This window comes from Streptomyces actuosus (assembly GCF_016921115.1).
GTDB lineage: Bacteria > Actinomycetota > Actinomycetes > Streptomycetales > Streptomycetaceae > Streptomyces > Streptomyces actuosus_A.
Map to the genome: position 1 here is coordinate 22,551 of NZ_JAFFZS010000018.1, position 24,645 is coordinate 47,195.

The window sequence follows — 24,645 nt, forward strand, 5'->3', positions numbered from 1 at the left end:
GCTGCACAGTACACACCGTCATCGACCGGTCTCGCACTGTCGGGTGCGACTTCCCTCCGAAACTTTTCGCCCACCGCTCACTTCTGCGCCAACTGTCGGAAATGCTCTGGCGGTGATGGTGGTTGAGCAGTGCCGTGTCCCCCGGTAGGGTCGTGGCCGGCTGTTCGGCCGGATCACCCCTGCCCACGGGCGCCACCTGTGTGGGCGGTCTTCCCGGGGCGGGCCGATCGCGTGCTCCCCGTCCCGCGCCTCCCGTGGCACGGCCCTCTCCCGGTCAGCCCTGCCCCTTCGTCTCACCGCTCGACCGGGCAGGAACCGGTGACGCAGGCCCTGCGTGACGCGGACTTCCACGAGCCGACGACGAGGACGACTGCACGAAGAGGGCGACCGCACGAGGACCCGGTGCGTCCGCCGGTCCCACGACCGGCATAACGGTCCGGTCCGCGCCGGCCGCGCACCCGCCGACGGACGGAACGGCCTTGCGGCCGGGAGGCGGGCGCGCGGGGGTGACTTTCGACGACGGTCGCCGCCCGCACCTCGGGGCCCGTGCCCGGACGGTCTCCGCGGCATGTCGGGGCCCGTGCCCGGACGGTCACGGCGGCACACGGGGGCAGGTGGCGGGCGCCGGAGGAGCTCCGTGGTGTGCTCCCCGTCCCCTCAGGGGGTGCGCAGGGTGCGCCGGGCCAGCTCGAACGCCGGCAGCATCGCCCGGTGCTCCTCGTCGTCCAAGCCCCCGAGGTGCAGCACGACCGGCCCCCGGTCCGTGACGACGGCGAGCGCGTTCTCCTTCTTCGTCTCGTCGAGAACTTCGCTGGTGCAGAGGTACTCGACCTCCACACCGGTGAGGCCGCCGGAGGCGAACGTCCGGTACGTCGCCTTGCTGGTGCCCTTCTCGGCGTCCACGAAGCCCTCCAGCACGGTCCGGGCGTCGGCCTTGCCGGGCTCACCCGTCCACACGCGCAGGAAGCCGATGTTCCCGGCGGGCTTCGCGTCGATCTCGCAGGCCAGGGTGACCGGGCCCTGGTGCAGCAGCTCCACGAGGTCCTCGGTCGCGACGTCCGCCGAGGGCTGCACGTCGACGACCTTCGCCTTCCAGCCGCGGGCGATGTCGAAGGCGACGGGGAGCGGACAGGGCGTCCCGGCGGCGCCGATGCTCCCGCCGCTCGGGGCGGCCGTCCCGGAGGCCCGTGTCGCCGTCGCCGACGGGGTCGCGGCCACGTCCACGTCTTCTCCACCCGGCTGCCCGCACCCGGCCAGCACCGCCGCCAGCAGCACGGGGGCGGCAACGCCCCACTCCGCCCCGGTCCTACCCCGCATGCCTGTTCTCCCCTCATGATCGGCCGGGCCACAGTATCCGAGCGTGTACGACGTGCCGCCCCCGGGTGTGCGGCGGGCCGGCACACGGTGCGTGGCGGAGCCGGGAGTGGGGACATGCGGGGCGGTGCCGTGCCGGGCCGCGGGGCGATGCGGCGCGGGCCTGGTGAGCCGCCGCGGTGCCCGGGCGTGCAGCGGTGCCCTGTGCTGCGGGTGGTGCCGGGCCGTCCTCAGCGTGACCGACCCTCGTGCGGGTGTGGCCGACGACACGGCCCCGAACACGGTGGAGCGACTACCGTTCCGGGAGTTCCCCCGACCCCGGCAGCATCTCGGACGACCCGGCAGTGCAAGCAGACCTCTCCCCGATCATCGCGGCGACCGCCCAGTGGCTGACCGGTGCCTACCCGGCGTGCGGTGGCGCGCTCCCCTCCGTACTGTGCGAGGTGCAGGCCCGGCAGGCCGTGACGGTCGCCGCCTGGCTGCGCTACCCCACTTCGATGGACGTCGCCCTGGTCGGCATGTCCGGCCCCGGCGGTGCGGGGCGCCTGGACCGGATCACCGGTGCGGACCTTGCCGCGGACGCCGACGACCAGGAGTGGCGCACGTGGGTGGACGAGGTCGTCGCGAGCTGGGCGGCCTGCCTGCTCACCGACCCGGTCCTCGCCCGGCAGGCCGTCGCCGCACTCGCCGGCGGCGACCACACGGCCCGTACCCCCGTCGACTTCCACCGCCTGCTGGCCCCCGACGAGACCGACCGGCGTGCGGCGGCCCTCCTGCGCCACCCCGACCTGCTCGCCCCGGTGGCCCGTCTCCACCGCGACCAGCTCCTGAGCCGCCTCGACCCGGGCCGGGCCCTGACCGCCTGACGGCCACCGCCAGGGCCCGCCGAACCGGCCGCTTCCTGGGGCCCGGCGATCCCGGCGCGTACGGCCCCGCACCCCGCGGCACCCGGCACCTCGGGCCCGGCCGCTTCGACCTTGCGGGCAGGGGCGGCCACCCCGGCAGAGCCGCGGGCCCACGCCCACGCTTCCGTCGCGCGCGGCCCCGCGGACGAGCCGGCGGCTCCGCCGTGACGCGCGCCCTGCCGACGGTCGGCGGGCGGCCGTAGACTGCCCGAGTCGCAGGCATGCAGGCGTACTTGAGGGGGAGGGGCCGCCATGTCCGGGGACCCGCACGGCAACGGTTTCGTCGTACCGCCGATGCCCTCCTCGCCGCCGCCCGCCCCGCCCGACGCCCTCCGCGCGGTGACGGTGGCCGTGCTGAACCTCACTGGCCTGGGGCTGGGGTACGCGCTGCTGCGCCGGTGGCTTCCGGCGGCCGGGTGCTGGGCTGCGACCGCACTCCTGCTGCTGGTGGCGCTGCCCGCCGACGCGGACGGGGTGCCGACCGCCGTGCCCGTCGTCTACGGGGCGGTCCTCGCGGTGGCGGCCGTTCACGGTGCGGTCGCCGGACTGCGGGCCCGGCTCGCCCGGCCGGCCCGTGTCCCGCTCGCCCTGCTGCTGGGTGTGCTCCTGCTCGCCGTGCCCGTCGGCGGTGCCGTGCTGTACGACGGTGCCCGGGCGGAAGCCCTGCAGCAGCAGCTGCTCGATCGGCTGGAACGCGCCGACCACGTGGTGGCGGAGGCCGGCCGGCAGCCCTTCACCAGCGCGCAGGCGGACTACCGCAGGGCGTTGGCCGACTACCGCGAGCTGGCCACCGGCCATCCCGGCTCCCGTGCGGCCCATCGGGTCCCCGACCGGATGAAGACCTTCTACGCGACGGTCGGCGCGGTCTACGACCGCAAGGACTACTGCACGGCCGTCGCTCCGCTCACGTACCTGCGGACCGTGCCGCAGACCATGCCCGAGCGGCAGCTCGGCGCCCTGGTCCGCTGGCCCGACGACCGCCTCGCCGTCTCCCTGTACGAGTGCGGGGCGGCCGGGCTGGCGAAGGGGGACGCCGACTGGCCCCGCCGCTTCGGCGAACTCCTCGCCGCCTTCCCCGAGTCGGCGCAGGCGGCCCGGGTGGAACCCGCCGTCGACGGCGCGGTCGGCAGGGCCGAGAAGGCGCTGCGCGGTGACGAACCCTGCACCGCGGTGAGGCAGTTGCGTGACCTTGCCACCCGCGTCACCGCACTGACGGCCGAACAGACGCAGGACGGTGCCCTCGCCGAGGACGCCCGCCGTGCCACGGGGAGCGCGGACGCGGGCCTGTACGCCTGTGGCGTCGACCAGTACGGGGACGGTGACTTCGAGGCCGCGCAGGGCACGATGGAGGACTTCGCGGAGAAGAACCCCAAGGACCGGAACCGGGCTCGCGCGCAGAAGATCGCCATCGCCGCCGAGATCGCCCGGACCGTCCCCGAGGCCGGCAAGCGCCTTCCCACCACAGCCTCCGGGGGCGGCATCCGGGTCACGGTGAAGAACGACAGCCCGCACGACATCACGGTCCTGTACACCGGACCCGTCACCGGCCGTTTCACCATCGAGGCCTGCGGAGCCTGCAGGACCTATCCGCTCGCCACGACGCTGGGCCCGGCGTTCGAGCCGTGCGGCGACCGTGGAAGGACCTACCCGCAGCGGACCATCAGTCTGCCGCCGGGCACCACCTACTTCGTGCACAAGCCGAGCAGCGGTGCTACGGCCGCCCCGGGCAAGGACACCGCCGAGCTCACGTCGGGCTACATCTACACGGAGTGCGCCTACACCACCGAAGGGTTCGGTACGACGGCCTGACCCCGCAGGACCGGACGGTTGTGCCTCGGACGGCGCCGGAAGGGCGCCGACGTCAGGTACCGGCCCGTGCTCCTGCCGGACGTCGGCAGCCTCTGACCGACCATTTCGGGCCACCGCTCACCGACCACGGCGAGGCCGTGTCCTGGCACACCGACCGGCTGTCCGGGCCGCGCCGCCGGGAACCGCTGGAGCATGCCCGTGCGGCCCTGACGGCAGTCGCTCCGTCGAAGGAACCTCCCGCCCGCACCGTTTCACCTCGCGCCGACGGGTGACGCATGTGTAAGGCGCCACGCCGGCCTGCCCGACGAGGTCCGGTGCGCGCGCCCGGCGCGGTGGCGATGGAGAGGAGCCCCGGTGACACCGGAGGTGACAGGGGAGTCCGGCCGGCAGCGGTGGAAGGCCCTGTGGGTCACACTGGTGACCGGGTTCATGAGCCTGCTCGACGTGACGATCGTCGCCGTGGCCCTGCCCACCCTCCAGCACGACCTGCACGCCTCCGTGGCCGCGGTGCAGTGGGTCGTCTCCGGCTACGCCCTGGCGTTCGCCCTGGCCCTGGTGCCGGCCGGACGCCTCGGCGACGCGATGGGCAGGCGCCGCATCTTCCTGTGGGCGCTCGGCGCCTTCGTGGCGTGCAGTGCCGCCGCCGGGGCCGCTCCCACCATCCTGCTGCTCGTTCTGGCCCGGGTCGCGCAGGGCGTGGCCGCCGGCTGCCTCGCCCCGCAGAACTCCGCCTTGATCCAGCAGATGTTCCGCGGTGCCGAGCGCGGCCGTGCCTTCGGTCTCTTCGGTGCCACGGTCGGCGTGTCCGCGGCCGTCGGCCCCGTCACCGGCGGCCTCATCCTGACCCTGGCGTCCGGCGCGGACGGCTGGCGCTGGATCTTCTACGTCAATGTGCCGATCGGGCTGGCCGCGCTGCTGCTGGGAGTTCGGTACCTGCCGCGCGTGGCTCCCGGCCGCAGCCGGCGTCTCGACCTGACCGGTGTGGCCCTGCTCGGGGCGGGGGTCCTGGCCCTCATGCTGCCGCTGGTGTTCGCCGAGGCGGGGGGAGTACGCCGGCTGTGGTGGCTGTTCCCCCTCGGCGCCGCCCTCCTGGCCGGCTTCGCCCGCTGGGAGGGCCGTGTCACCGCGCGCGGAGGGCAGCCCCTGCTCGATCCGCGCCTGGCCACCGGCACGCGCGGATACCTGCCCGGCGCCGTGCTCGCCACGCTGTACTTCGTCGGGTTCAGCGGGGTGTGGCTCGTCTTCGCGCTGTTCCTCCAGAACGGCCTCGGCTACTCGCCGCTGCAGTCCGGGCTCGCGGTGACGCCGTTCGCGATCGGCTCGGCATCGGCGGCCGTGGTCGCGGGCCGGCTCGTGGAGCGGCTCGGCCGGCTGCTGACGGTGTGCGGGCTGGTCGCGGTGATGGCCGGGCTGGGCGGCGCGGCCCTGCTCCTGAGGTTCGCCCCTGCCGGGGCGGTGGTCTGGCTCGCCCTGCCCGCCCTGCTCGTCGCCGGCCTGGGCAGCGGATGCGTCATCTCCCCGAACGTCACCATGACCCTGCGGGACGTCCCGGTCCGGACGGCGGGAGCGGCCGGCGGCGCCCTGCAGACCGGGCAGCGGCTGGGCGGCGCCATCGGCACGGCTCTGCTGCCCGGCCTGTTCTACCTGGTGCTGAACGCCACCGGCGAGGACTACCGGGCCGCCGCGTCCCTCGCCGTCGGAGCCGCGCTCGCCGCGATGCTCGCCGCCTTCGCCGTCGCCGTCGCGGACTGGCGGCGCGACCGGCGGGACGACGGCGGGGCCGACCCCGAGAACCGGCCGCACAGCCACACCCACGCGGGCCGCTGTGGACCGGCGGCGTGAGGCTCTTCCGGCCCCGCACCCCCCGCCTTGAGAGGCCGGGCCCCGGGCGCGTGCCGCCGGCCGTCCGACGCCGGGCGCACGGCCGGTGCCCGCTCGCACCGCGCGTCGCAGGTCGCTGACCTGCCCGGAGGCGGGGAGCGCCGCCCGGCGCCGGCGGCACGGCCGTCCCGGCGGGACGTCGGCGACCGGGCGACCCAGAGCCGGCCCCGGGCACGCACGCGGAGCCGACCGGAGATCGTCCCTGGGCGCCGGACACGACCGGGCCGGGACGTTCGGGTGTCCGGCGGGAACCCTTCCGGCCCTGTCCGGCACGCCTGTGCGCCGGAAGACTGCGAAGCTGGTGGGGGAGCGTTCATGGCCTGGCGCACACGGGTGGTGAACATCGTGGCGGAGAGCGACCGAACTCAGCACGACCCTGCCGATACCGACGTCGACCCAGCAGGTGAACCGTTTCTTCGGACGCGGTTCACCCCACCGGCCCGCCCCGGTACGTTCCTGCGGCGCGAACGGCTGGTCAAGCACCTCGACGAGGGCCTGCTGACCCCGCTGACGATGGTCAACGGCGCCGCCGGTGCGGGCAAGACCCTGCTGGTCGCCGACTGGGCGGCCGAACTCGCACAACCGGTCGCCTGGCTCACCCTCGACCCGGCCATCCGGCGCCCCGGCATGTTCTGGGCCCACCTGCTGCACGCCCTGCGCACCAGCGGCATGGCGCTGCCCGCCGACATCGGCTTTCCCGCCGACGCCGGCCAGGTGCCCCCCACTCTGCTGCATCAGCTCGCCGCACGGCTGAGCAGCGGCGAGAGTCCCGCGACCGTGGTGCTCGACGAGTACGACCACACCGCCTGCGAGGTCGGGGAACAGGTGGAGTTCGTCCTCCACCACGCCGCCCCCGGACTCCGCCTCATCCTCCTCACCCGCACCGAACCGATGCTGCCGCTGCACCGCTACCGGGCGGCCGGCGAGATGACCGAGATCAGGGACGCCGAACTGGCCTTCACCCCCGAGGAAGCGGTGACCCTCCTGGACCTGCACGGGCTCCACCTGCCGATCCGCGCCGCCCGCGACCTGGTGGAACGCACCCGGGGCTGGGCGGCCGGACTGCGGCTGTCCGCCCTGGCGGCCGGGCAGGACCAGGACCCGGAGCGGTACCTCGCAGAGTTCGAGGCGGGCCACAGCGTCGTCGCCGACTACCTGCTGGCCGAGGTGCTCGAACGGCAGCCGCCGCAGACCCAGGACCTGCTGCTGCGCGCGAGTGTGCTGGACGGCTTCCGCCCCGAACTCGCCGACGCCCTCACCGGGCGGACCGACGCCGCACCCCTCCTCGCAGGGCTGCACCGCCAGAACGCGTTCGTCGAGGACCTCGGCCACGGCTGGTACCGCCTCCACCCGCTGTTCCGGGAGATCCTCCGCGCTCACCTGCGGGAGCGGACGCCCGGCCTGGAACCCGAACTGCACCGGCGCGCCGCACAGTGGCTGCGGCGGTCCGGATCGCTCCCGGAGATGCTCGCCCACGGTGCCGCAGCGGGAGACTGGGAGTTCACCGTCCGCGCCCTCGTCGACGACCTGGCCGTCGGGCAGTTGTTCACCGGACTGCCGTCCGGCGACCCGGCCGACCTGTTCGCCGGTATGGAACCCGGTGCGGGCGGCGCCCCGACGGACCTCGTCCGCGCGGCCCTCGACCTGTCCCGCCACGACCTCGAACGGGGACTGTCCCGCCTGCGAAGAGCCGAGGAACAGCTCACCGCCGACGACTCCGGCCCTGCCGCACGGCTGAGCTGCGCGCTGCTCCAGACACTGGCGGCCCGGCTCACCGGGGACCCCGACCGCGCCGAACGCGCCGCCCGGGCGGCCCGCGAACTCCTGCGGGACGTTCCCGCCCACCTCCTCGACCGGCATCCCGAACTTCCCGCCCTGCTGCTGACGCACCTGGGGTCGACACGCGTGTGGAGCGGGCGCTTCGACGAGGCCCGCGCCGCCCTCACCGAGGTGGCCGCGGGACAGGGAGGCGCCTCCACGGCCGTGCCCCGGCAGGAGGCGCTGGCCCACCTGGCACTGATCGACCACCTCACGGGCTGGCCGGGCAGGGCGGAGCGGAACGCGCACGCGGCGACGGCCGAGACCGAGCGCCACCACCTGCCCCCGTCCCCCGGTGCCGGACTCGCCCGGCTGGTCCTGGCCGCGGTGGCGGTCGAGAGGGACGAACCGGCCCAGGCGCAGGCACTCCTCGACCGGACGTCCGAGCCGCCGCAGAAGGACCCCGTCACGGCGGCCTTCCGGTCGATCGTGCGGGCCCGGCTGCTGCCGGCCCGGGGCAGGACACGGGCCGCGCCTGCGGCCGCCGGACCGCCCGTGCGGGTCGTCACCGCCTCACCCTGGGCGGACGGTCACGCCGCCCTGATCGCCTCCGCCGCCCATCTGGCGGACGGCCACCCGGACGCCGCCGCCGAACTGCTGCGGGAGGCGGCGCAGGACCAGCCGGCGTGCGCGCTGGGCCTGGCACGGGCCCGCCTGGCGGCCGGAGACCGGCTCCGGGCCCTCGACGCGCTCGACGGCGTCACCACCGAGGAGCGGTCCGGGCCGGCGGTGCGCGTCCGTGCGACGCTGGTGCGGGCGCAGATCGCGCACGCGGAGGCGGACCCGGGCGCCGCCCGCAGGCTCCTCGCCCGTGCCCTCGTGGACGCCAGGCGCGACCGGCTGCGCCGGCCCTTCCTGGAAGCGGGAGCGTGGCTGGGCCCCTACCTGGCGACGGCACAGCTGCAGCGCCTGGCCGGAGGCTGGTTCACACCGGGGCCCGCGGCGTCCGGTGAGTCGCCCGGCGGGCAGCCCGACCCCGTGGCCCTGCCGGTGGAGCAGCTGAGCGACCGCGAGCGGGACGTCCTGACGCGGCTCGCCCAGATGATGTCGACGGAGGAGATCGCCGCCGACCTGTTCGTCTCCGTGAACACGGTCAAGACCCATCTCAAGAACGTCTACCGCAAGCTGGGAGTGAACCGCCGCCACGACGCCGTGCGGCGCGCCCGCGAACTGCGTCTGCTGTGACCGTCCCACGGCCGCCGGACACACGGTGGCCGGCGGGGATCGTGCGGCCGACCGGCCCGCCTCGGCCGGGGAGCCCCGCGGAGCCCCGTCGACGTCCCGGCCCCGGACCGCACCCGCACGGTGCGTGCGCGTGCCCCCGCACCCGGCCGCACCGTCCCGGTCTCCGGCTCGCGCAGCCCCGTCGACGTCGGCCGACCGCGGGCATCGTCGGAGCATCGGACTGCGGCTCACCTGCGCCGGGTGAGGCCCGGCACCCCGCTCAGGCAGGACGATGCAGGGCGAGGCCCGGCAGAGTCCCGGCAGAGCCCGGGGGCTGCCGCAGCCGTCGGCGGGAGAGCAGATCATGCGCTACGAGATCCGCGTCGCGGGACACATGTCGGAGACGCTGGCCAAGGCGTTCCCGGAGCTGCGGCATGTGCTGATCCACGAGCAGACCCTGCTGTACGGTCCCGTCGCCGACGAGGGGCACCTGTACGGTCTGCTGGCCCGCTTCCAGTCGCTGGGTCTGCGGGTGGTGGAGATGCGGCAGTTGCCCGACTGACCGCTCCGGTGGGCCGGTCACCCGTCGGTCGCACGGATCCGGCCCGACCGGGCGGCTGCGGCCAGTGCCCGGAAGTCCTGCTCGTTCCGGTCGGCGTAGGCCTGCGCGAAGTCGGTCAGCGCCCGGTCGAAGCGGTCGCCGCCGCCCAGGTAGGCCGCGATGGCCACCGGGTCTCCGGAGCGTGCGTGGGCCCGGGCCAGACCGGCCCCGCACAGCTGCCCGAACAGTGCCAGCAGATCGGCGTCCATGGTGTCCGGGCGGGCGATGCCCTTCCAGTCCCGCAGTTGGCGCACGTAGAAGTCCCGGCCGCGTCCGTCGAGGCCCACCACGTGGGTCCAGCCCAGGAAGATGTCGCTGGTCGTCTGGATCAGCCGCTGTCCCTCCACCACCCGGCGGCCCTGGTTGTCGTAGTGGGGGCCGCCGGTGTGCGCCGCCAGTACCGACTCCTGCGCCTCCTTGGCCTGCAGCAGCAGGGGGTCGTCGCCGTCCCTGCCGAGCATGAGCAGGATCCAGCACCGCGTGCCCACGCTGCCCACCCCCACGACCTTGCGGGCCATGTCCACCAGGCGGAAGTGGTGCAGCAGGTGCCTGCGTTCGGACGACAGGGTCCGCGCATAGCGCTCCAGCACGGTCCTGAGCTCCTTCTCCTGGTGGTCGTCGGACGTCTCGGCCAGCAGGTCGCGCAGCGGTGTGATCAGCGGCGGATCCGGTGTGATGCGCCGTCCCTCGGGCGTGGCCCGGGTCAGCTTGGCGAAGGCCTGCATTCCGGTGCGGGTCCGGGCCCGGGCAGACGCCTCGGCGGCACGGCGCCTGGCCTCCTTGCTGATCGACGACCGTTGCAACGCGGCTATCCGGTCCGCGTCGTCCTGCGCGTACCAGACGTCCAGTGTGCGCATCCCGGCGAGCTTCCTCATGCGGGTCCGGTAGGCGCCCACGCACTCCCGCACCGCGTCGTCCTGTTCCCCGACGGAGAACCCGTTGGCCCGGCCCGCGATCGCGAAGCTGGCGGCGAGCCGCTTGACGTCCCATTCGAAGGGGCCGGCCAGGGTCTCGTCGAAGTCGTTGATGTCGAACACGAGATGCCGCTCGGGGGAGGCGAGCAGCCGGAAGTTCAGCAGGTGGGCGTCTCCGCACAGTTGGACCGTCAGACCGGTGTCCGGCAGCTGCCCCAGGTCCGCCGCCATGATCGCGGCGGCGCCCCGGTAGAACCGGAACGGGGATTCGAGCATGCGTCCGTACCGGATCGGGACCAACTCCGTCACCCGGGTGGCCGACTGGCGTTCGACCACGTCGACGGGGTCGAACCGGTCCGGCCCCGGCTCGAAGCGGCCGTGGACGGAACGGGGAGCGTGTTTACGGGCGTTCCTGCCGTACGCGGCCCGCTCGGCCGGGGACAGCGAGGTCGTCGAGGGGGTCGGTTTCGTCATGGTCGAGCCTCCGCATCCCGGCCTTCGCCGGGTTCCGTCGGCCGCCGGTCCTTGCGCCGCAGACCCGTCTGCACGGCGTGCGCGAGGATCCGGGCGGCGACTCCGGCGAGGATCAGTCCACCGGTCATCTGCAGCATCGTCAGCACCCGCCCCGTCTGGGAGAGGGCGGTGATGTCGCCGAATCCGACGGTGGCGAACGTGGTCAGCGTGTAGTAGAGGGCGTCCGTCCGGGTCAGCGGTTCGCTGAAGGTGTCCGGAGTGGAACGGTCCAGCAGGTGGTAGGCAGTGGCGAACAGGACGAGGAACAGCGCCACCGTGACCGCCAGGGCCTCGACCGCCTGCAGCCGCGGGTGGGAGGAGCGGACGATGGTCCGCACCTCCCAGACGAAGACGACGGTGACGGCGAGCAGTCCGCACACGAGCCCCGCGATGGTCCCGCCCGTGAGCCCCCCGTCCAGGGGGAGCAGGTAGTAGGCGGTGACGAGGCCGACCGTGAAGAGACCGGGCCGCGTCAGCGCCACGGCCGTCGCCAGCCGGCCGGAGCGGTCGGCCCTGTCCGGCCGGGAGCCGTCTTCCACGTGTCCGGTGCCCTCCGCACGGGATGCCGGATCGGTCATGGCGTGGCACGTCCTCCCTCCGCGGCCGGCGGACCCTGCCCCCGTCAAGCCCACCGCCCCCGCTCGGCGGGCGGATCACCCGCCACGGGTGACCCGTCGCGCGGCGGCACGCGCGACGCTGACCTGACACGGGCCCGGCGGACCACCCACGGCGGTCCGGCCGGCAGACGTCCGCAGTCCGGAGGAGGAGCCATGACCGTGTCCCCTGGTCCGGGACCGCGCACCGGACCCGAACCCGAGCGCGGCAGGGCGGACGCCATCCCGGAGACAGGCCCCGAGCAGCAACTGGCCCGGCTCGGTGGCTCCTGGACCTGGCTGCTGGGTTCGGCACTGGCCACGCTGGTACCGGGCATCATCGTGCTGGCCTGGCCGGACGAGACCCTGCACGTCCTGGCCGTGCTCATCGGGCTGTACCTGCTCGTGACGGGCGTCTTCCGGTTCGTCTCCGCCTTCGCCCGGGAGCACGGGGAGCGCGCCACGGCGGTGCTGGTCGCGGTGCTGTACGTGGTGGCCGGCGTGCTGTGCCTGCGGCACCCCCTGCAGACGATCGCGGTGCTTTCCCTGGTCGTCGGAGTCCTCTGGCTGGTGACGGGCATGCTGACCGCCTACACGGCCGTCGCCGCGAAGGACCTGCCGCACCGCGGGATCCTGATGGGGGCCGGCTTCCTGGGCATCGTCGCCGGGATCGTGGTGCTGGCCCTGCCCGCCGAGTCCGCGTTCGCCCTGACCCGCCTGCTCGGCCTGTGGCTGGTGCTGCTCGGACTGGTGGAGCTGATCGTCGCCCTCGTCTGGCGTGCGGCACTGCGCCGCGCCGACTCCGGCTCGCTGCCGGGCGCCCCCAGGGCGGTGTGAGCCACCGACCCGGCCCGGCCCCCGCACCGCGGGCACCGCTTCCGGCGGATGCGGGTGGGGATGCGGGGCGCGGTGCTCCTGGTCGGCGCGGCCCGGTTGCCCGAGCCGGCTCCGGCCGCAGGAACCGGCGCCCGCGGACCACCACGGGCCCCGGGGCCACCGTTCCGGCGCCCTGCCGCCTACGGCCCCGCGCCGGACCGCCCACGCCGCCTGCCGCGTCGTCCCGCCCTGCCCGTGCCCCGGTTCACCGCGGTGGGACCGGCTCTCCGCCGGTGGCCGCGAAGCCGGGAGCGCGACTTCACCCGCGCGGGGTGAAGCGTTCCGGCGCGGGGGTGCGCACCCTGAGGGCAGTCGGGACTCGCACTCGGGCACCCACCCGGGACGGAGATGCGAAATGAGCACACAGACGTACCTCGCCTACGACTACCCCCTGCTGAGCATGTTCTGGACCATGCTCTGGTTCTTCCTGTGGATCATGTGGTTCATCCTGCTCTTCCGGATCATCCTGGACATCTTCCGGGACGACGATCTGGGTGGCTGGGGCAAGGCCGGCTGGCTGGTCTTCGTCATCGTGCTGCCCTTCCTCGGCGTGTTCGTCTACCTCGTCGTCCGGGGCAGGCACATGGGTAGCCGCGAGGTGGCTCACGCGCGCGCGCAGCAGGAGGAGTTCGACCGCTATATCCGTGACACGGCGAGCAGCGGCGGCGGCAGCGTCGACGAACTCGCCCGCCTGTCGGAGATGCGCAACCGCGGGGACATCTCGGAGGAGGAGTTCCGCCGTGCCAAGGATCTCGTGCTCGGCAACGCCGGTCCGGCGGCCGGGGGCGGGGCCGCGACCGGCACCTGACCGGCGGCTGGCAAGCGACGGACGGCTGCGTCGGCCACCTCCCGCCCAGGATCGAGTGGGCGGCAGGTGGCCGGACCCGCGAGAGCGGACCGCGGGAAGGGAGAACGGGGAGGACGGGAGAAGGGCAGCGCGTCCCCGGCGCGCTGTACCTGTGTTCGATCCCACGAACTTCGGGCGTGGTGGGTGCCGATCCCGCTCGATAACTGGTAGGAAACTTTCCTGTCAGTGCAGGTACGGACCAACTCCCCGCCCCCCACCCCCTGGAGTCCCCGTGATGCATCAGCGCCGCACGACGTCACCGCACCCGGACGCCACACGCCGCACGACCCTCGCCCTGCTCGCGGTCGCCGCCTGCGCCCCCATGGCCGGCACGGGCCGGGCCCAGGCCGCACCGGCCTCCCCCGCGACCGGGCTCGACGACCCGGCGAAGAAGGAGATCGCCATGCAACTCGTGTCCAGCGCGGAGAACTCCTCACTCGACTGGAAGGCCCAGTACGCGTACATCGAGGACATCGGCGACGGCCGCGGCTACACCGCCGGCATCATCGGCTTCTGCTCCGGCACCGGGGACATGCTCGACCTCGTCGAGTTGTACACCGACCGGGAACCCGGCAACCCGCTCGCCGGATACCTGCCGGCGCTCCGGCGTGTCGACGGCACCGACTCCCACCAGGGCCTCGACCCCGGCTTCCCCGTCGACTGGCGCGGGGCCGCCCGCGACCTGCACTTCCAGCGCGCCCAGAACGACGAGCGCGACCGGGTCTGCTTCGACCCCGCCGTCCGGCAGGGCAGGGCCGACGGACTGGGCGTGCTCGGCCAGTTCGCCTACTACGACGCCTTCGTCATGCACGGCGGCGGAAGCGATCGGACCGGCTTCCGCAGCATCCGCCGCCGGGCCCTGGCCCACGCCCGGACCCCGGCCGGGGGCGGCGACGAGGTGACCTACCTCGACGCCTTCCTCGACGCACGGGTGTGGGCGATGAAGCAGGAGGAGGCCCACAGCGACACCAGCCGCGTCGACACCGCACAGCGGGTCTTCCTGCGCGAGGGAAACCTCGACCTCGATCCGCCGCTGGACTGGCGGGTGTACGGCGACAGCTACCACATCGGCTGATCCCGCAGAGCCCGCGGCACCCCGCGTCCGTGCCCGGGCGCACCCCCGTTCGGCCGACGACACGACCCGCCGATGTCCGCTGTCGGCGCACTCGGGGCGATCCCCCCGGCGCCCCACCACATCCCCTCGCACGGCCGCCCACGGTCTGTCAGGCCCTGGGCGGCCGTGTCCGCGCCGACTCGCCCGGGGCCGCATCGAACCGGACCCGCCGACGCCCGGGTGCCCGCCGTCGGCGGCCGAGCCTGCCGAAAGTGGCCCGCCTCACATGGCGTCTCGCAGGTGTCGCCGACACCATGGTGTCCGTCACCGGCAGGCTGAAGGGGTCGTACATGTTCCGCAAGGTGCTGGTCGCCAACCGCGGTGAGATCGCGATTCGCGCGTTCCGAGCCGGCTATGAGCTCGGCGCGCGAACCGTCGCCGTGTTCCCGCACGAGGACCGCAACTCGCTGCACCGGCTGAAAGCAGACGAGGCCTACGAGATCGGCCGGCCCGGACATCCCGTGCGCGCCTACCTCTCCGTCGAGGAGATCGTCCGCGCCGCCCGCCGCGCGGGCGCCGACGCGGTCTATCCCGGCTACGGATTCCTCTCCGAGAATCCGGAGCTGGCGCGGGCCTGCGAGGAGGCGGGCATCACCTTCGTCGGTCCCAGCGCGGACATCCTGGAGCTGACCGGGAACAAGGCCCGCGCGGTGGCCGCCGCCCGGGAGGCCGGCGTCCCCGTGCTCGGCTCGTCCGCACCCTCGAACGACGTGGACGAACTCGTCCGCGCCGCCGACGGCATCGGCTTCCCCGTGTTCGTGAAGGCCGTCGCGGGCGGCGGCGGGCGCGGCATGCGCCGCGTCGAGGACCCGGCCCAGCTGCGGGAGGCCGTCGAGGCCGCCTCCCGGGAGGCGGCGTCGGCTTTCGGCGACCCGACGGTCTTCCTGGAGAAGGCCGTGGTCGAGCCCCGCCACATCGAGGTGCAGATCCTCGCCGACGGGCAGGGCGATGTCATCCACCTCTTCGAGCGGGACTGCTCGGTGCAGCGCCGCCACCAGAAGGTCATCGAGCTGGCGCCCGCCCCGAACCTCGACCCGGACCTGCGCGACCGCATCTGCGCCGACGCCGTGCGCTTCGCCCGCCGGATCGGCTACCGCAACGCGGGCACCGTCGAGTTCCTGCTGGACCGCGACGGCAACCACGTCTTCATCGAGATGAACCCGCGGATCCAGGTCGAGCACACCGTCACCGAAGAGGTCACCGACGTCGACCTCGTCCAGGCGCAACTGCGCATCGCCGCCGGCGAGACGCTCACCGACCTCGGTCTCTCCCAGGACACCGTCCGCCTGCGCGGCGCCGCACTGCAGTGCCGCATCACCACCGAGGACCCGGCCAACGGCTTCCGCCCGGACACCGGACGCATCAGCGCCTACCGCTCGCCCGGAGGCTCCGGCATCCGCCTGGACGGCGGCACCACCCATGCCGGAACCGAGATCAGCGCCCACTTCGACTCCATGCTGGTCAAACTGACCTGCCGGGGCCGCGACTTCACCACCGCCGTCAACCGCGCCCGGCGCGCGGTCGCCGAGTTCCGCATCCGCGGTGTGGCCACCAACATCCCCTTCCTCCAGGCCGTCCTGGACGACCCGGACTTCCAGGCCGGACGGGTCACCACCTCGTTCATCGAGCAGCGCCCGCACCTCCTGACGGCCCGTCACTCCGCCGACCGGGGAACCAAGCTGCTCACCTACCTCGCCGACGTGACGGTGAACAAGCCGCACGGTGAACGCCCCGAGCTCATCGACCCGCTGACCAAGCTGCCGCCGCTGCCCGCCGGGGACGTGCCCGCGGGCTCCCGTCAGCGCCTCGCCGAACTCGGCCCGGAGCGCTTCGCCCGCTGGCTGCGCGAGTCGCCCACGATCGGCGTCACCGACACCACGTTCCGCGACGCCCACCAGTCGCTGCTCGCGACCCGGGTGCGCACCAAGGACATGCTGGCCGTCGCCCCGGTCGTCGCCCGCACCCTGCCGCAGCTGCTGTCCCTGGAGTGCTGGGGCGGCGCCACCTACGACGTCGCCCTGCGGTTCCTCGCCGAGGACCCGTGGGAACGCCTGGCCGCCCTGCGTGAGGCCGCCCCCAACATCTGCCTCCAGATGCTGCTGCGCGGACGCAACACCGTCGGCTACACCCCGTATCCGACGGAGGTCACCGACGCCTTCGTGCACGAGGCCGCCGCCACCGGCATCGACATCTTCCGCATCTTCGACGCCCTCAACGACGTCGACCAGATGCGGCCCGCCATCGAGGCCGTACGGGAGACCGGCACCGCCGTCGCCGAGGTCGCCCTGTGCTACACCTCCGACCTGTCCGACCCGTCCGAGCAGCTCTACACCCTCGACTACTACCTGCGCCTGGCCGAGCAGATCGTCGACGCCGGCGCCCACGTGCTGGCCGTGAAGGACATGGCCGGCCTGCTGCGCGCCCCGGCCGCCGCGACCCTGGTCTCGGCGCTGCGCCGCGAGTTCGACCTGCCGGTCCACCTGCACACGCACGACACGGCCGGCGGTCAGCTCGCCACCTACCTGGCCGCGATCCAGGCAGGCGCCGACGCGGTCGACGGCGCGGTCGCGTCGATGGCCGGCACCACCTCGCAGCCGTCGCTGTCGGCGCTCGTCGCCGCCACCGACCACTCCGCCCGGCCCACCGGCCTCGACCTGCAGGCCGTCGGCGACCTGGAGCCGTACTGGGAGAGCGTCCGCAAGGTCTACGCCCCCTTCGAGGCCGGCCTCGCCTCGCCCACCGGGCGCGTCTACCACCACGAGATCCCCGGCGGGCAGCTCTCCAACCTGCGCACCCAGGCCATCGCGCTGGGCCTCGGCGACCGCTTCGAGGAGATCGAGGCGATGTACGCGGCCGCCGACCGCATGCTGGGCCGCCTGGTCAAGGTCACGCCGTCCTCCAAGGTGGTCGGCGACCTGGCCCTGCACCTGGTCGGCGCGGGCGTCGCACCCGAGGACTTCGAGGCGGAGCCGGGCCGCTTCGACATCCCGGACTCCGTCGTCGGCTTCCTCCGCGGCGAACTGGGCACCCCGCCCGGCGGTTGGCCCGAGCCGTTCCGCACCCGTGCGCTGCGGGGCCGACCCGAGGCGAAGCCGGTGCAGGAGCTCACCGCCGACGACCGGGAAGGGTTGGAGAAGGACCGGCGGTCGACGCTCAACCGGCTGCTGTTCCCCGCCCCCACGCGCGAGTTCGACACGCACCGACAGGCCTTCGGCGACACCAGCGTGCTGGACAGCAAGGACTTCTTCTTCGGGCTGCGCCCCGGAAAGGAGTACGCCGTGGATCTGGAGCCCGGCGTCCGGCTGCTGATCGAACTGCAGGCCATCGGCGAGGCCGACGAGCGCGGTATGCGGACCGTGATGTCCACCCTCAACGGCCAGCTGCGGCCCATCCAGGTCCGCGACCGCGCCGCCGCCTCCGACGTCCCGACCACCGAGAAGGCCGACCGGGCCAACCCCGACCATGTCGCCGCCCCGTTCGCCGGCGTGGTCACCCTCGCGGTCGCCGAGGGCGATCAGGTCGACGCCGGTGCCACGGTGGCCACCATCGAGGCGATGAAGATGGAGGCCGCCATCACGGCCCCCAAGGCCGGCACGGTGGCCCGGCTCGCCATCAGCCGCATCCAGCAGGTGGAGGGCGGCGACCTGCTCGTCCAGCTCGCCTGAGCCCGCCCCGAACCCGGCGCGCCGCCCGAGCCCGCTCAGGGGCCGGGCGGTGCGTTCCGTTCGGTGTCGACGAGCGGAGCCGTACGGCCTGCCGCGGGGCCCGGGGCCGCGCCGGGGCCGTCGGCACCGGCCTCATCTCGGAGTGTTCCCGGAACCCGGTTCCGTGCCGGGTTCCGGAAGCGGCGCGCCCCCGCCGGCGCCGGCCGTGCCCGGAGCGGGCGGCCCGTACGCCGGGAAGCCCGGGACCGCCGGCCACGGGTACGCCGGCACTGTGTGCGCCGCGGGCCCGGGGACGGCCGGGCTCGTCGCGCGCAGGCGGCGGCGCCGGGCCCACCACAGGACGACGGCCGCGTACAACAGAACCATCGGAATGTCGACGGCCGCCCCCACCCAGTCCATGTCGGCGGCCGTCTCGTCCGACTCCAGCGCGCCCGCGACGGCGGCGGCGATGCCCATGCCGACCAGGTTGTTGACCAGATGGAGGGCGATCCCGGCCTCCAGACCGCCCGTCCGCACCGCGAGGACACCCAGGGTGCCGCCGAACACGACCAGGTCGGCGAAGCCCCACGGGGTGCCCCATCCGTGGGCCGCCGCGAACAGCAGCGCCTGGGGGGCGACAGCGATCCACGGCGACCGGCACCAGGCACCGACCGCCTGCACCAGCCAGCCGCGGAAGACGTACTCCTCGGCAGCCGCCTGGAACGGTACGCAGAGGCAGACCACGGCCAGCCCGAGCAGGAACGCGGGCAGGCCCACCCACTGCGCCCCGCCGTCCTCCCCCGACGAACCGGGCAGCAGCACCGACACCCCGAGCGACACCACGACCAGAGGGAACGCCAGCGCGAGGCACAGGCCCAGCCAGCGCCACCGCAACCGCCCGGCCACCGACGACACCGTGCCCGCCGGTCGGCCCTGCGCCCAGCGTGCGGCCAGCAGGACCACCGGGATCGCGACGGCGATGGAGACCAGCGACAGCGCCGTGTCACCGGTGCCGCCCCATGTACGCATGCCGTCGGCGTCGGTCGGGCGGTCGAGTGCGATCCCCGCGGCCTCGGAGGCGACGACGAGCACGATCATCAGCCCGACCATCCCCAGGAGCACCGCGCCGCTTCCCACCCAGGGCCGCCACCAGCGGTGCCGCCCGGTCGACAGGGCCATCCGGTGGTACGGCAGATCGCCCACCGGGACAGGGGCGGTGGACAGTGAGCCCGGGAAGGGGCCCGGGTACGGGGTGGGCCAAGGCGCCTGCCAGGGGGCCTGCCGGGCCTCCGGGTGGGGCGGGGCCGGGGGAGGACCGAACGGCGGGCCCGGGAACGGGGAGGTCATGACCGGAAGGACGACGGAGCGCCGTGATCCGTTGCACGGGCCCGCAGCGTGATCGTCACGCGGCGCCACCACCGCCGCCCTCGACGAGCCGGGCGAGGTTGGCGAGCGCCATCCGCATGCCCGCCTCGTTGTCGGCGGCGGGCACGGTGTCGGGAACGCCCTCGTGCACGACGAGGACGTCGGTGCCGCCGCCGTCGGCGTCCGTCAGGGTGGTCGTCATGGTCATCGCGCCGTGCAGCGCGGGATCGGGGCTGTCGAACTCGATGACCTCCACGACCTGCTCGTCCGGGACCAGCCGGGCGAACCGGCCGTGGTAGGTGTCGGTGCGGGAGACCGTCTTGCCGGTGCCGGCAGGGGTGTCGTACGTGAGCGAGACGCGGAACGTGCCCCCCTCCCGGGCGTCGAACTCGTGCACCCGGCTCGTCATCCCGGCCGGCACCCGCCAGGCCCGGACCGCCTCCGCATCGGTGAGCGCCCGGTAGACGGCCGCGCGGGAGGCGTTCACCCGGACGGAGAGGCGCGTCGTGTACATGGGCACACCTTAGGGCGGTCCGGTCCCGGCCGAGGCGGTGGGTGATGCGCCCGGGTGAAGCGCCCGGGTCGTGCCGGTGCGGAGCGGTCCCGCGGAGGGGCCGGCGGCTCGGGGCCGGCTCAGCCGAGCTTGAGGAGGCCTGCCTCGACGACGGCGCGGCCGAAGGGGCTCGCGAGTTCGGCGAGACGCTCACAACCGGCGTCACCCAGCACCGCGTAGGCCGGCAGGGCCAGGCGGTCGGTGCGGTCCTCGATGTGCCGGCGCAGGGCGGCGCCTTCCGGACTGAGCGATTCGCCTTCGAGGAGGCCTCGCTCGCGCAGGCGCTCCTGGGCGCCGGCCCACTGCTCCTCGGACCACGCGCGGCTCGCCTTGAGGAAGTCGACCGGGAGCTCGCCGGTGGCGGCGTGCAGGATCAGTGCTTCCAAGCCCCCGACACCCTCGCTCAGCAGGCACGCGACATGGCCGTCTCCACGGAACTCCCGGAGCAGCGTCTGGGCGTGCCACAGCCGCAGCACCGGCTCCTCCGGCCACGGCAGCGCGGCATGCGCGGCGAACAGCGGGCGGCCCTGCGCGTGTGCGCCGGCGGCCTCGGCTGCACGGCTGGTCAGGTCCAGAACCTCGGCCATGTCGGGCAGTTCGTGGATGCCTGCCCGCCGCAGGGCCTCGCCCGCCGCGGCGTACCGAGCGTCCAGCACCTGCTGGGGCGTCGTCGCGTCCCAGGCGCCGTCGACCGCCGCACGGACGGCATCGGGGTTGAAGTTGTAGAAGGTCGAGATGACCAACTCGGCGGATGCCCGCCCGAACGCGGCGCTGCGGGAGGTGAAGTACCCGGTGCGGCCGCGCAGTCCGAGGTCCGCGTACCGTCGCCGCGCCTCGGGGACGAAGTAGATCATGCCGTGCAGGGGTTCGAGCCGGCGCCAGGCCGCGCGCGCTGTCTTCATGGGTCACCTCTTCGGTGAGTGGGCGAAGGGGGGCTGTGCCGCGGTTCCGTACCCGCCGTGCGCTCGCAGGTGTTCGAGCAGCAGGTGGTTCAGCGTCTCGGGCGCCTCCTCGGGGACCCAGTGGCTGACGCCCTGGAGGGCCTCGAACCGGTAGGGCCCGTTCACCCACCGCGCGGTCTCCTGTGCCGCCGCCGCGCCGAACGCGCTGTCCTGCGTGCTCCACACGTACAGCGTGGGTACGTCGATGACGCCGATCGCGCCGTCGGGCCGGCCCGCCCGGTACCAGTTCAGCGCAGCCGTCAGAGCGCCCGGCCGGGACAGGTGTCGTACATAGGCCGCGGCGCTGTCCTGCGGGACCTTCCCGGCGTAGACGGTGCGGAGCTCCTGGGCGTCGTGGGCCAGCATGCGCTCCTCGGTCGCGGGCGCGTCGCGCCAGTCGATCATGTATCGGGAGCGTTCGCGCTGGTCCTCGTCGGTGCGCAGGGCGACGGCCAGGGCGGCGGGATGAGGGGTCGAGACCACGGTCAGGGTGCGTACTCGGCCGGGGTGGGCGTCGGCGGTCCACCAGGCCACCGCGCCGCCCCAGTCGTGGCCGACGAGGTCGAACGCCTCCCAGCCCAGTGCCTCCGTGATCGCGACCACGTCGTCGACGAGAAGGCCGATGCGGTACTCCTCGGGCCGCCGGGGGCGGACGCCGGGGGAGTACCCCCGCTGGTCGGGTGCCACGACCCGGAAGCCGTGCGCGGCCAACGCCTCGATCTGCCGTCGCCACACCAGCCCCGTCTGCGGGAAGCCGTGCAGCAGCAGCGCCGGGCGCCCGTCGGGCGGGCCCGCCGCGATCGCGTCGAACACGCCCGCGACGGTGGAGATGCTCAGCTCGGTCACCTTCCACCTCCTCATACCGACTGGTCGGTAGCCTTCAGGTGGAAGGGTGGCCTGTCAAGGGTCGAGGGCTCGGGAGAGCAGTTGAACTTGAACCCGGATTCATCTATAACCGTCCGGAGGTCGACTCCCGTCACCCGCCGGCCGCAGCCCGCTTCCCCCGCCCGCCGGAGGGGGCGGTCGACGAGCCCTCGCCGGGCCGCGGCAGGCGCCCGGCACCGCCCGACGGCCTCGAGCCCGGCGTGCGGATCCCGAAACTCCCGCCCCGACACTTCCGGGCGAACCGGATCAACAGGAGACAGTGAGGCGACATGAGGGAAGCAGTCATCGTTTCGACCGCGCGGACGCCGATCGGAAAGGCCTACCGCGGCGCGTTCAACGACACCCAGGCGCAGGAACTGGCCGCCCATGCCCTGTCTCACGCCGTGGATCGCGCCGGGCTCGAAGGAGGCGAGGTCGAGGACGTGATCCTCGGCTGCGCCGTGCAGCAGGGGTCCTCGGGTTTCAACGTCGCACGTCAGGCAGCTCTCCGCGCCGGGCTTCCTGACACCGTGTCGGGGATGTCGATCGACCGGCAGTGCTCGTCGGGCCTGATGGCCATCGCGACGGCCGCCAAGCAGATCGTCGCGGACGGCATGCAGATCGCTGTCGGCGGCGGCGTCGAGTCGATCTCCCTGGTGCAGAACGACCACATGAACACCCACCGCATGACGGATCCCTGGCTGGTCGAGCACAGGCCGAGCATCTACCTGCCCATGCTGCAGACAGCGGAGATCGTCGCCGAACGCTACGGCGTGAGCCGGGAACGCCAGGACGAGTTCGCGCTGGTGTCGCAGCAGCGCACCGCGGCGGCGCAGGAGGCCGGCCGCTTCGACCGGGAGATCGTCGCGCTCGACAGCGTCAAGAAGGTCCTCGACAAGCAGTCCGGCGCGGTCCGGGACGAGAAGGTCACCCTGACCCGGGACGAGGGCAACCGCGCGTCGACGACGCTCGACGGCCTGGCCGGGCTGTCGCCCGTGCTGCCCGACGGCCGGGTGAGCGCGCGCTCCAGCGTGACGGCGGGCAACTCCTCGCAGTTGTCCGACGGGGCGTCGGCGTCGGTGCTGATGGAGGCGAGCGAGGCCGAGCGCCGCGGCCTGGAACCGTTGGGCGTCTACCGGGGCATGACGGTTGCCGGGTGCGGGCCGGACGAGATGGGCATCGGTCCCGTGTTCGCCATTCCGAAACTGCTGCAGCGGCACAACCTCACCGTCGACGACATCGGCCTGTGGGAACTCAATGAGGCCTTCGCTTCCCAGGCGCTGTACTGCCGCGACGAACTGCACATCGACCCCGAGCGGTTCAACGTCGACGGCGGCGCGATCTCGGTCGGTCATCCGTACGGAATGACGGGCGCCCGCCTGGTCGGGCATGCCCTCATCGAGGGCAGGCGCCGCGGCGCCCGGTACGTGGTGATCTCGATGTGCGTCGGCGGCGGAATGGGCGCGGCCGGGCTGTTCGAGGTCGTCTGAAGCCCCCGACCGTGCACACCGACCACGAGAAAGGCACGGACACCATGGCGAACGTGGTGGAAAAGACCCGAACCGCGGTCCTGGTGGACTTCGGAGGGGTCATCACCTCCAGCGTGCTGCAGGCGTTCACCGACTTCGGCGCCTCGCTCGGCGGCGACCCGCGCCTGCCGTTGGACCTCCTGGGCCGGGACCAGCCGTCACGCACCCTGCTGGCCGACCACGAGTGCGGCCGTATCGGCACCGAGGCCTTCGAGCGGGGATTCGCCGATCGCCTTCGCGCCCACGGCGCCGACGTGCCGGCCGAGGGACTCACGGCCCGGATGCAGGCGGGGATGTCGATCGACGGGGACATGCTCGCCCTGCTGGGCGATCTCCGAGCCGCCGGCCGTCCGGTCGCGCTCGTGTCCAATTCGTTCGGCACCGGAGCCTACGACGGCGTCGACCTCGCCGCCGTGGCCGACGCCGTCGTCATCTCCGCCGAGGTCGGGATCCGCAAGCCCTCCCGACGGATCTACGTTCTCGCCTGTGAACGCCTCGGCATCGACCCCGCGGAGGCGGTCATGATCGACGATCTGCAGCAGAACCTCGACGGAGCGGCCCGGATCGGAATCGAGGGTGTACTGCACACCAGTGCCGCCGACACCCGCAGGCAACTCGCCGAACGCTTCGGCATCACCCCCTGACCTGCCTCGCGGCCTCCTGACCATGGTGTCGGACTCACGTACAGTCTCCGGGATGGACAGCACGCCCCCCGAGGAGATCCACGGCGACAAGGCGCCGCCCATGGCGCCCCTCTCGCACCTTCGCGAACCGCCCACGACGAAGCGAGGAGCGCGGACACGGGCCGCCCTGGTACAGGCCGCGCGCACGGTGTTCGAACGGGACGGCTACCTCGACAGCCGCCTGACCGACATCACCCGGGAGGCGCGGTGCGCGGCGGGATCCTTCTACACCTACTTCGCCAGCAAGGAAGAGGTCCTGGCCGCCGTCCTCCTGGAGGCGCAGGAGGACATGATGCACCCCGGCATGGGCCGGGTGCAGGATGCCGACGATCCCCGTGCGGTGCTCGAGGCGAGCAATCGCGCGTACCTCGAGGCGTACCGACGGAATGCGAGGCTGATGGCACTGCTCGAGCAGGTCGCACAAGTGGAGCCGGAGTTCCGCGAGTTCCGCGGCCGACGCGCTGACGCCTTCATCCGCCGCAACGCCCGCGGTATCGCCGACCTCCAGGCGCGGGGTGTCGCCGACCGCGGCGTCGATCCCATGATGGCCTCCCGAGCGTTGTCCGGCATGGTCAGCGTCATGGCCTACCACGCCTTCGTGCTCGGCGAACGGCAGGAGTCGCAGCCGCCGACGGACTTCGAGGAACTCGTCTCCACGGTCACCCGGCTCTGGGCGAACGCCCTGCGGTTCCCCGGCCACCGCTGACCCGGCAACCG

19 protein-coding genes are annotated in these 24,645 nt (G+C 73.7%); 12 read left to right on the top strand and 7 right to left on the bottom strand.

Annotated features, from left to right (window positions below):
* Window positions 1–657 precede the first annotated feature (657 nt).
* Window positions 658–1,317: a lipoprotein gene (locus JS756_RS21920; RefSeq protein WP_205384864.1), complete on the bottom strand. Its 660-nt coding sequence runs from the start codon at window positions 1,315–1,317 to the stop codon at window positions 658–660.
* A 341-nt stretch (window positions 1,318–1,658) separates the two neighbouring features.
* On the opposite strand from JS756_RS21920, the gene JS756_RS21925 reads away from it, so the two are divergent.
* From JS756_RS21925 to JS756_RS21945, 5 genes are all read left to right on the top strand, one after another.
* Window positions 1,659–2,180 carry a hypothetical protein gene (locus tag JS756_RS21925; RefSeq protein WP_205384865.1) on the top strand — a complete coding sequence of 174 codons (522 nt, stop codon included), beginning with the start codon at window positions 1,659–1,661 and terminating at the stop codon, window positions 2,178–2,180.
* Window positions 2,181–2,471: 291 nt separating this feature from the next.
* On the top strand, window positions 2,472–4,028 hold the full coding sequence (locus JS756_RS21930) for a hypothetical protein (protein WP_205384866.1): 1,557 nt from the start codon (window positions 2,472–2,474) through the stop codon (window positions 4,026–4,028).
* A 354-nt stretch (window positions 4,029–4,382) separates the two neighbouring features.
* On the top strand, window positions 4,383–5,870 hold the full coding sequence (locus tag JS756_RS21935) for an MFS transporter (protein ID WP_307790883.1): 1,488 nt from the start codon (window positions 4,383–4,385) through the stop codon (window positions 5,868–5,870).
* A gap of 354 nt (window positions 5,871–6,224) precedes the next feature.
* Complete coding sequence (locus JS756_RS21940; protein ID WP_205384867.1) at window positions 6,225–8,912, top strand: winged helix-turn-helix domain-containing protein; 2,688 nt, start codon at window positions 6,225–6,227, stop codon at window positions 8,910–8,912.
* Window positions 8,913–9,255: 343 nt separating this feature from the next.
* The gene (locus JS756_RS21945; protein WP_205384868.1) at window positions 9,256–9,453 is read left to right on the top strand and encodes a DUF8691 family protein; all 198 of its coding nucleotides are present in this window, start codon (window positions 9,256–9,258) and stop codon (window positions 9,451–9,453) included.
* A 17-nt stretch (window positions 9,454–9,470) separates the two neighbouring features.
* Here JS756_RS21945 and JS756_RS21950 read toward each other — a convergent pair whose 3' ends face one another.
* Complete coding sequence (locus JS756_RS21950; protein ID WP_205384869.1) at window positions 9,471–10,880, bottom strand: DUF2252 domain-containing protein; 1,410 nt, start codon at window positions 10,878–10,880, stop codon at window positions 9,471–9,473.
* A complete protein-coding gene (locus JS756_RS21955) occupies window positions 10,877–11,497 on the bottom strand; it encodes a potassium channel family protein (protein ID WP_205384870.1) in 621 nt (206 codons plus the stop codon). Before JS756_RS21955 ends, JS756_RS21950 begins: the two co-directional genes overlap by 4 nt.
* Window positions 11,498–11,689: 192 nt before the next feature.
* Here JS756_RS21955 and JS756_RS21960 point away from each other — a divergent pair, with 192 nt between their 5' ends.
* The 4 genes from JS756_RS21960 (at window position 11,690) to JS756_RS21975 (ending at window position 18,014) form a co-directional block, all read left to right on the top strand.
* Window positions 11,690–12,349 carry an HdeD family acid-resistance protein gene (locus JS756_RS21960; protein ID WP_205384871.1) on the top strand — a complete coding sequence of 220 codons (660 nt, stop codon included), beginning with the start codon at window positions 11,690–11,692 and terminating at the stop codon, window positions 12,347–12,349.
* A gap of 394 nt (window positions 12,350–12,743) precedes the next feature.
* Entirely contained in the window at window positions 12,744–13,196 is a 453-nt protein-coding gene (locus tag JS756_RS21965) for an SHOCT domain-containing protein (RefSeq protein WP_205384872.1), read from the top strand.
* Window positions 13,197–13,470: 274 nt separating this feature from the next.
* Window positions 13,471–14,310 carry a chitosanase gene (locus JS756_RS21970; RefSeq protein WP_205384873.1) on the top strand — a complete coding sequence of 280 codons (840 nt, stop codon included), beginning with the start codon at window positions 13,471–13,473 and terminating at the stop codon, window positions 14,308–14,310.
* 329 nt (window positions 14,311–14,639) lie between these two features.
* The gene (locus tag JS756_RS21975) at window positions 14,640–18,014 is read left to right on the top strand and encodes a pyruvate carboxylase (protein ID WP_205384953.1); all 3,375 of its coding nucleotides are present in this window, start codon (window positions 14,640–14,642) and stop codon (window positions 18,012–18,014) included.
* A 132-nt stretch (window positions 18,015–18,146) separates the two neighbouring features.
* Here the strand turns inward: JS756_RS21975 and JS756_RS21980 are convergent, their stop codons facing one another.
* The 4 genes from JS756_RS21980 to JS756_RS21995 all read right to left on the bottom strand — a co-directional run bounded on the left by JS756_RS21980 (window position 18,147) and on the right by JS756_RS21995 (window position 21,698).
* The gene (locus JS756_RS21980) at window positions 18,147–19,196 is read right to left on the bottom strand and encodes a CPBP family intramembrane glutamic endopeptidase (protein WP_307790885.1); all 1,050 of its coding nucleotides are present in this window, start codon (window positions 19,194–19,196) and stop codon (window positions 18,147–18,149) included.
* A gap of 199 nt (window positions 19,197–19,395) precedes the next feature.
* Window positions 19,396–19,872 carry an SRPBCC family protein gene (locus tag JS756_RS21985; RefSeq protein ID WP_205384874.1) on the bottom strand — a complete coding sequence of 159 codons (477 nt, stop codon included), beginning with the start codon at window positions 19,870–19,872 and terminating at the stop codon, window positions 19,396–19,398.
* Between the two features lie 119 nt (window positions 19,873–19,991).
* On the bottom strand, window positions 19,992–20,813 hold the full coding sequence (locus tag JS756_RS21990; RefSeq protein ID WP_205384875.1) for an SCO6745 family protein: 822 nt from the start codon (window positions 20,811–20,813) through the stop codon (window positions 19,992–19,994).
* A gap of 3 nt (window positions 20,814–20,816) precedes the next feature.
* Window positions 20,817–21,698 (bottom strand): alpha/beta fold hydrolase, encoded by an 882-nt coding sequence (locus JS756_RS21995; RefSeq protein ID WP_307790886.1) that lies wholly within the window; start codon window positions 21,696–21,698, stop codon window positions 20,817–20,819.
* Window positions 21,699–22,006: 308 nt separating this feature from the next.
* On the opposite strand from JS756_RS21995, the gene JS756_RS22000 reads away from it, so the two are divergent.
* The 3 genes from JS756_RS22000 to JS756_RS22010 are packed head-to-tail and all read left to right on the top strand — an operon-like array spanning window position 22,007 to window position 24,634.
* On the top strand, window positions 22,007–23,206 hold the full coding sequence (locus JS756_RS22000) for an acetyl-CoA C-acyltransferase (protein ID WP_205384877.1): 1,200 nt from the start codon (window positions 22,007–22,009) through the stop codon (window positions 23,204–23,206).
* 56 nt (window positions 23,207–23,262) lie between these two features.
* Complete coding sequence (locus JS756_RS22005; protein ID WP_307790887.1) at window positions 23,263–23,889, top strand: HAD family hydrolase; 627 nt, start codon at window positions 23,263–23,265, stop codon at window positions 23,887–23,889.
* 52 nt (window positions 23,890–23,941) lie between these two features.
* Entirely contained in the window at window positions 23,942–24,634 is a 693-nt protein-coding gene (locus JS756_RS22010; protein ID WP_205384878.1) for a TetR/AcrR family transcriptional regulator, read from the top strand.
* The last annotated feature ends 11 nt before the right edge of the window (window positions 24,635–24,645 follow it).

Excerpts from the sequence above, each read along its gene's own strand:
- JS756_RS21945 (WP_205384868.1), top strand. The coding sequence starts at position 9,256 with ATGCGCTACGAGATCCGCGTCGCGGGACACATGTCGGAGACGCTGGCC.
- JS756_RS21950 (WP_205384869.1), bottom strand. The coding sequence starts at position 10,880 with ATGACGAAACCGACCCCCTCGACGACCTCGCTGTCCCCGGCCGAGCGG.
- JS756_RS21985 (WP_205384874.1), bottom strand. The coding sequence starts at position 19,872 with ATGTACACGACGCGCCTCTCCGTCCGGGTGAACGCCTCCCGCGCGGCC.
- JS756_RS22010 (WP_205384878.1), top strand. The coding sequence starts at position 23,942 with ATGGACAGCACGCCCCCCGAGGAGATCCACGGCGACAAGGCGCCGCCC.
- JS756_RS21975 (WP_205384953.1), top strand. The coding sequence starts at position 14,640 with ATGTTCCGCAAGGTGCTGGTCGCCAACCGCGGTGAGATCGCGATTCGC.
- JS756_RS21930 (WP_205384866.1), top strand. The coding sequence starts at position 2,472 with ATGTCCGGGGACCCGCACGGCAACGGTTTCGTCGTACCGCCGATGCCC.
- JS756_RS21960 (WP_205384871.1), top strand. The coding sequence starts at position 11,690 with ATGACCGTGTCCCCTGGTCCGGGACCGCGCACCGGACCCGAACCCGAG.
- JS756_RS21965 (WP_205384872.1), top strand. The coding sequence starts at position 12,744 with ATGAGCACACAGACGTACCTCGCCTACGACTACCCCCTGCTGAGCATG.
- JS756_RS21955 (WP_205384870.1), bottom strand. The coding sequence starts at position 11,497 with ATGACCGATCCGGCATCCCGTGCGGAGGGCACCGGACACGTGGAAGAC.
- JS756_RS21970 (WP_205384873.1), top strand. The coding sequence starts at position 13,471 with ATGCATCAGCGCCGCACGACGTCACCGCACCCGGACGCCACACGCCGC.
- JS756_RS22000 (WP_205384877.1), top strand. The coding sequence starts at position 22,007 with ATGAGGGAAGCAGTCATCGTTTCGACCGCGCGGACGCCGATCGGAAAG.
- JS756_RS21990 (WP_205384875.1), bottom strand. The coding sequence starts at position 20,813 with ATGAAGACAGCGCGCGCGGCCTGGCGCCGGCTCGAACCCCTGCACGGC.
- JS756_RS21940 (WP_205384867.1), top strand. The coding sequence starts at position 6,225 with ATGGCCTGGCGCACACGGGTGGTGAACATCGTGGCGGAGAGCGACCGA.
- JS756_RS21920 (WP_205384864.1), bottom strand. The coding sequence starts at position 1,317 with ATGCGGGGTAGGACCGGGGCGGAGTGGGGCGTTGCCGCCCCCGTGCTG.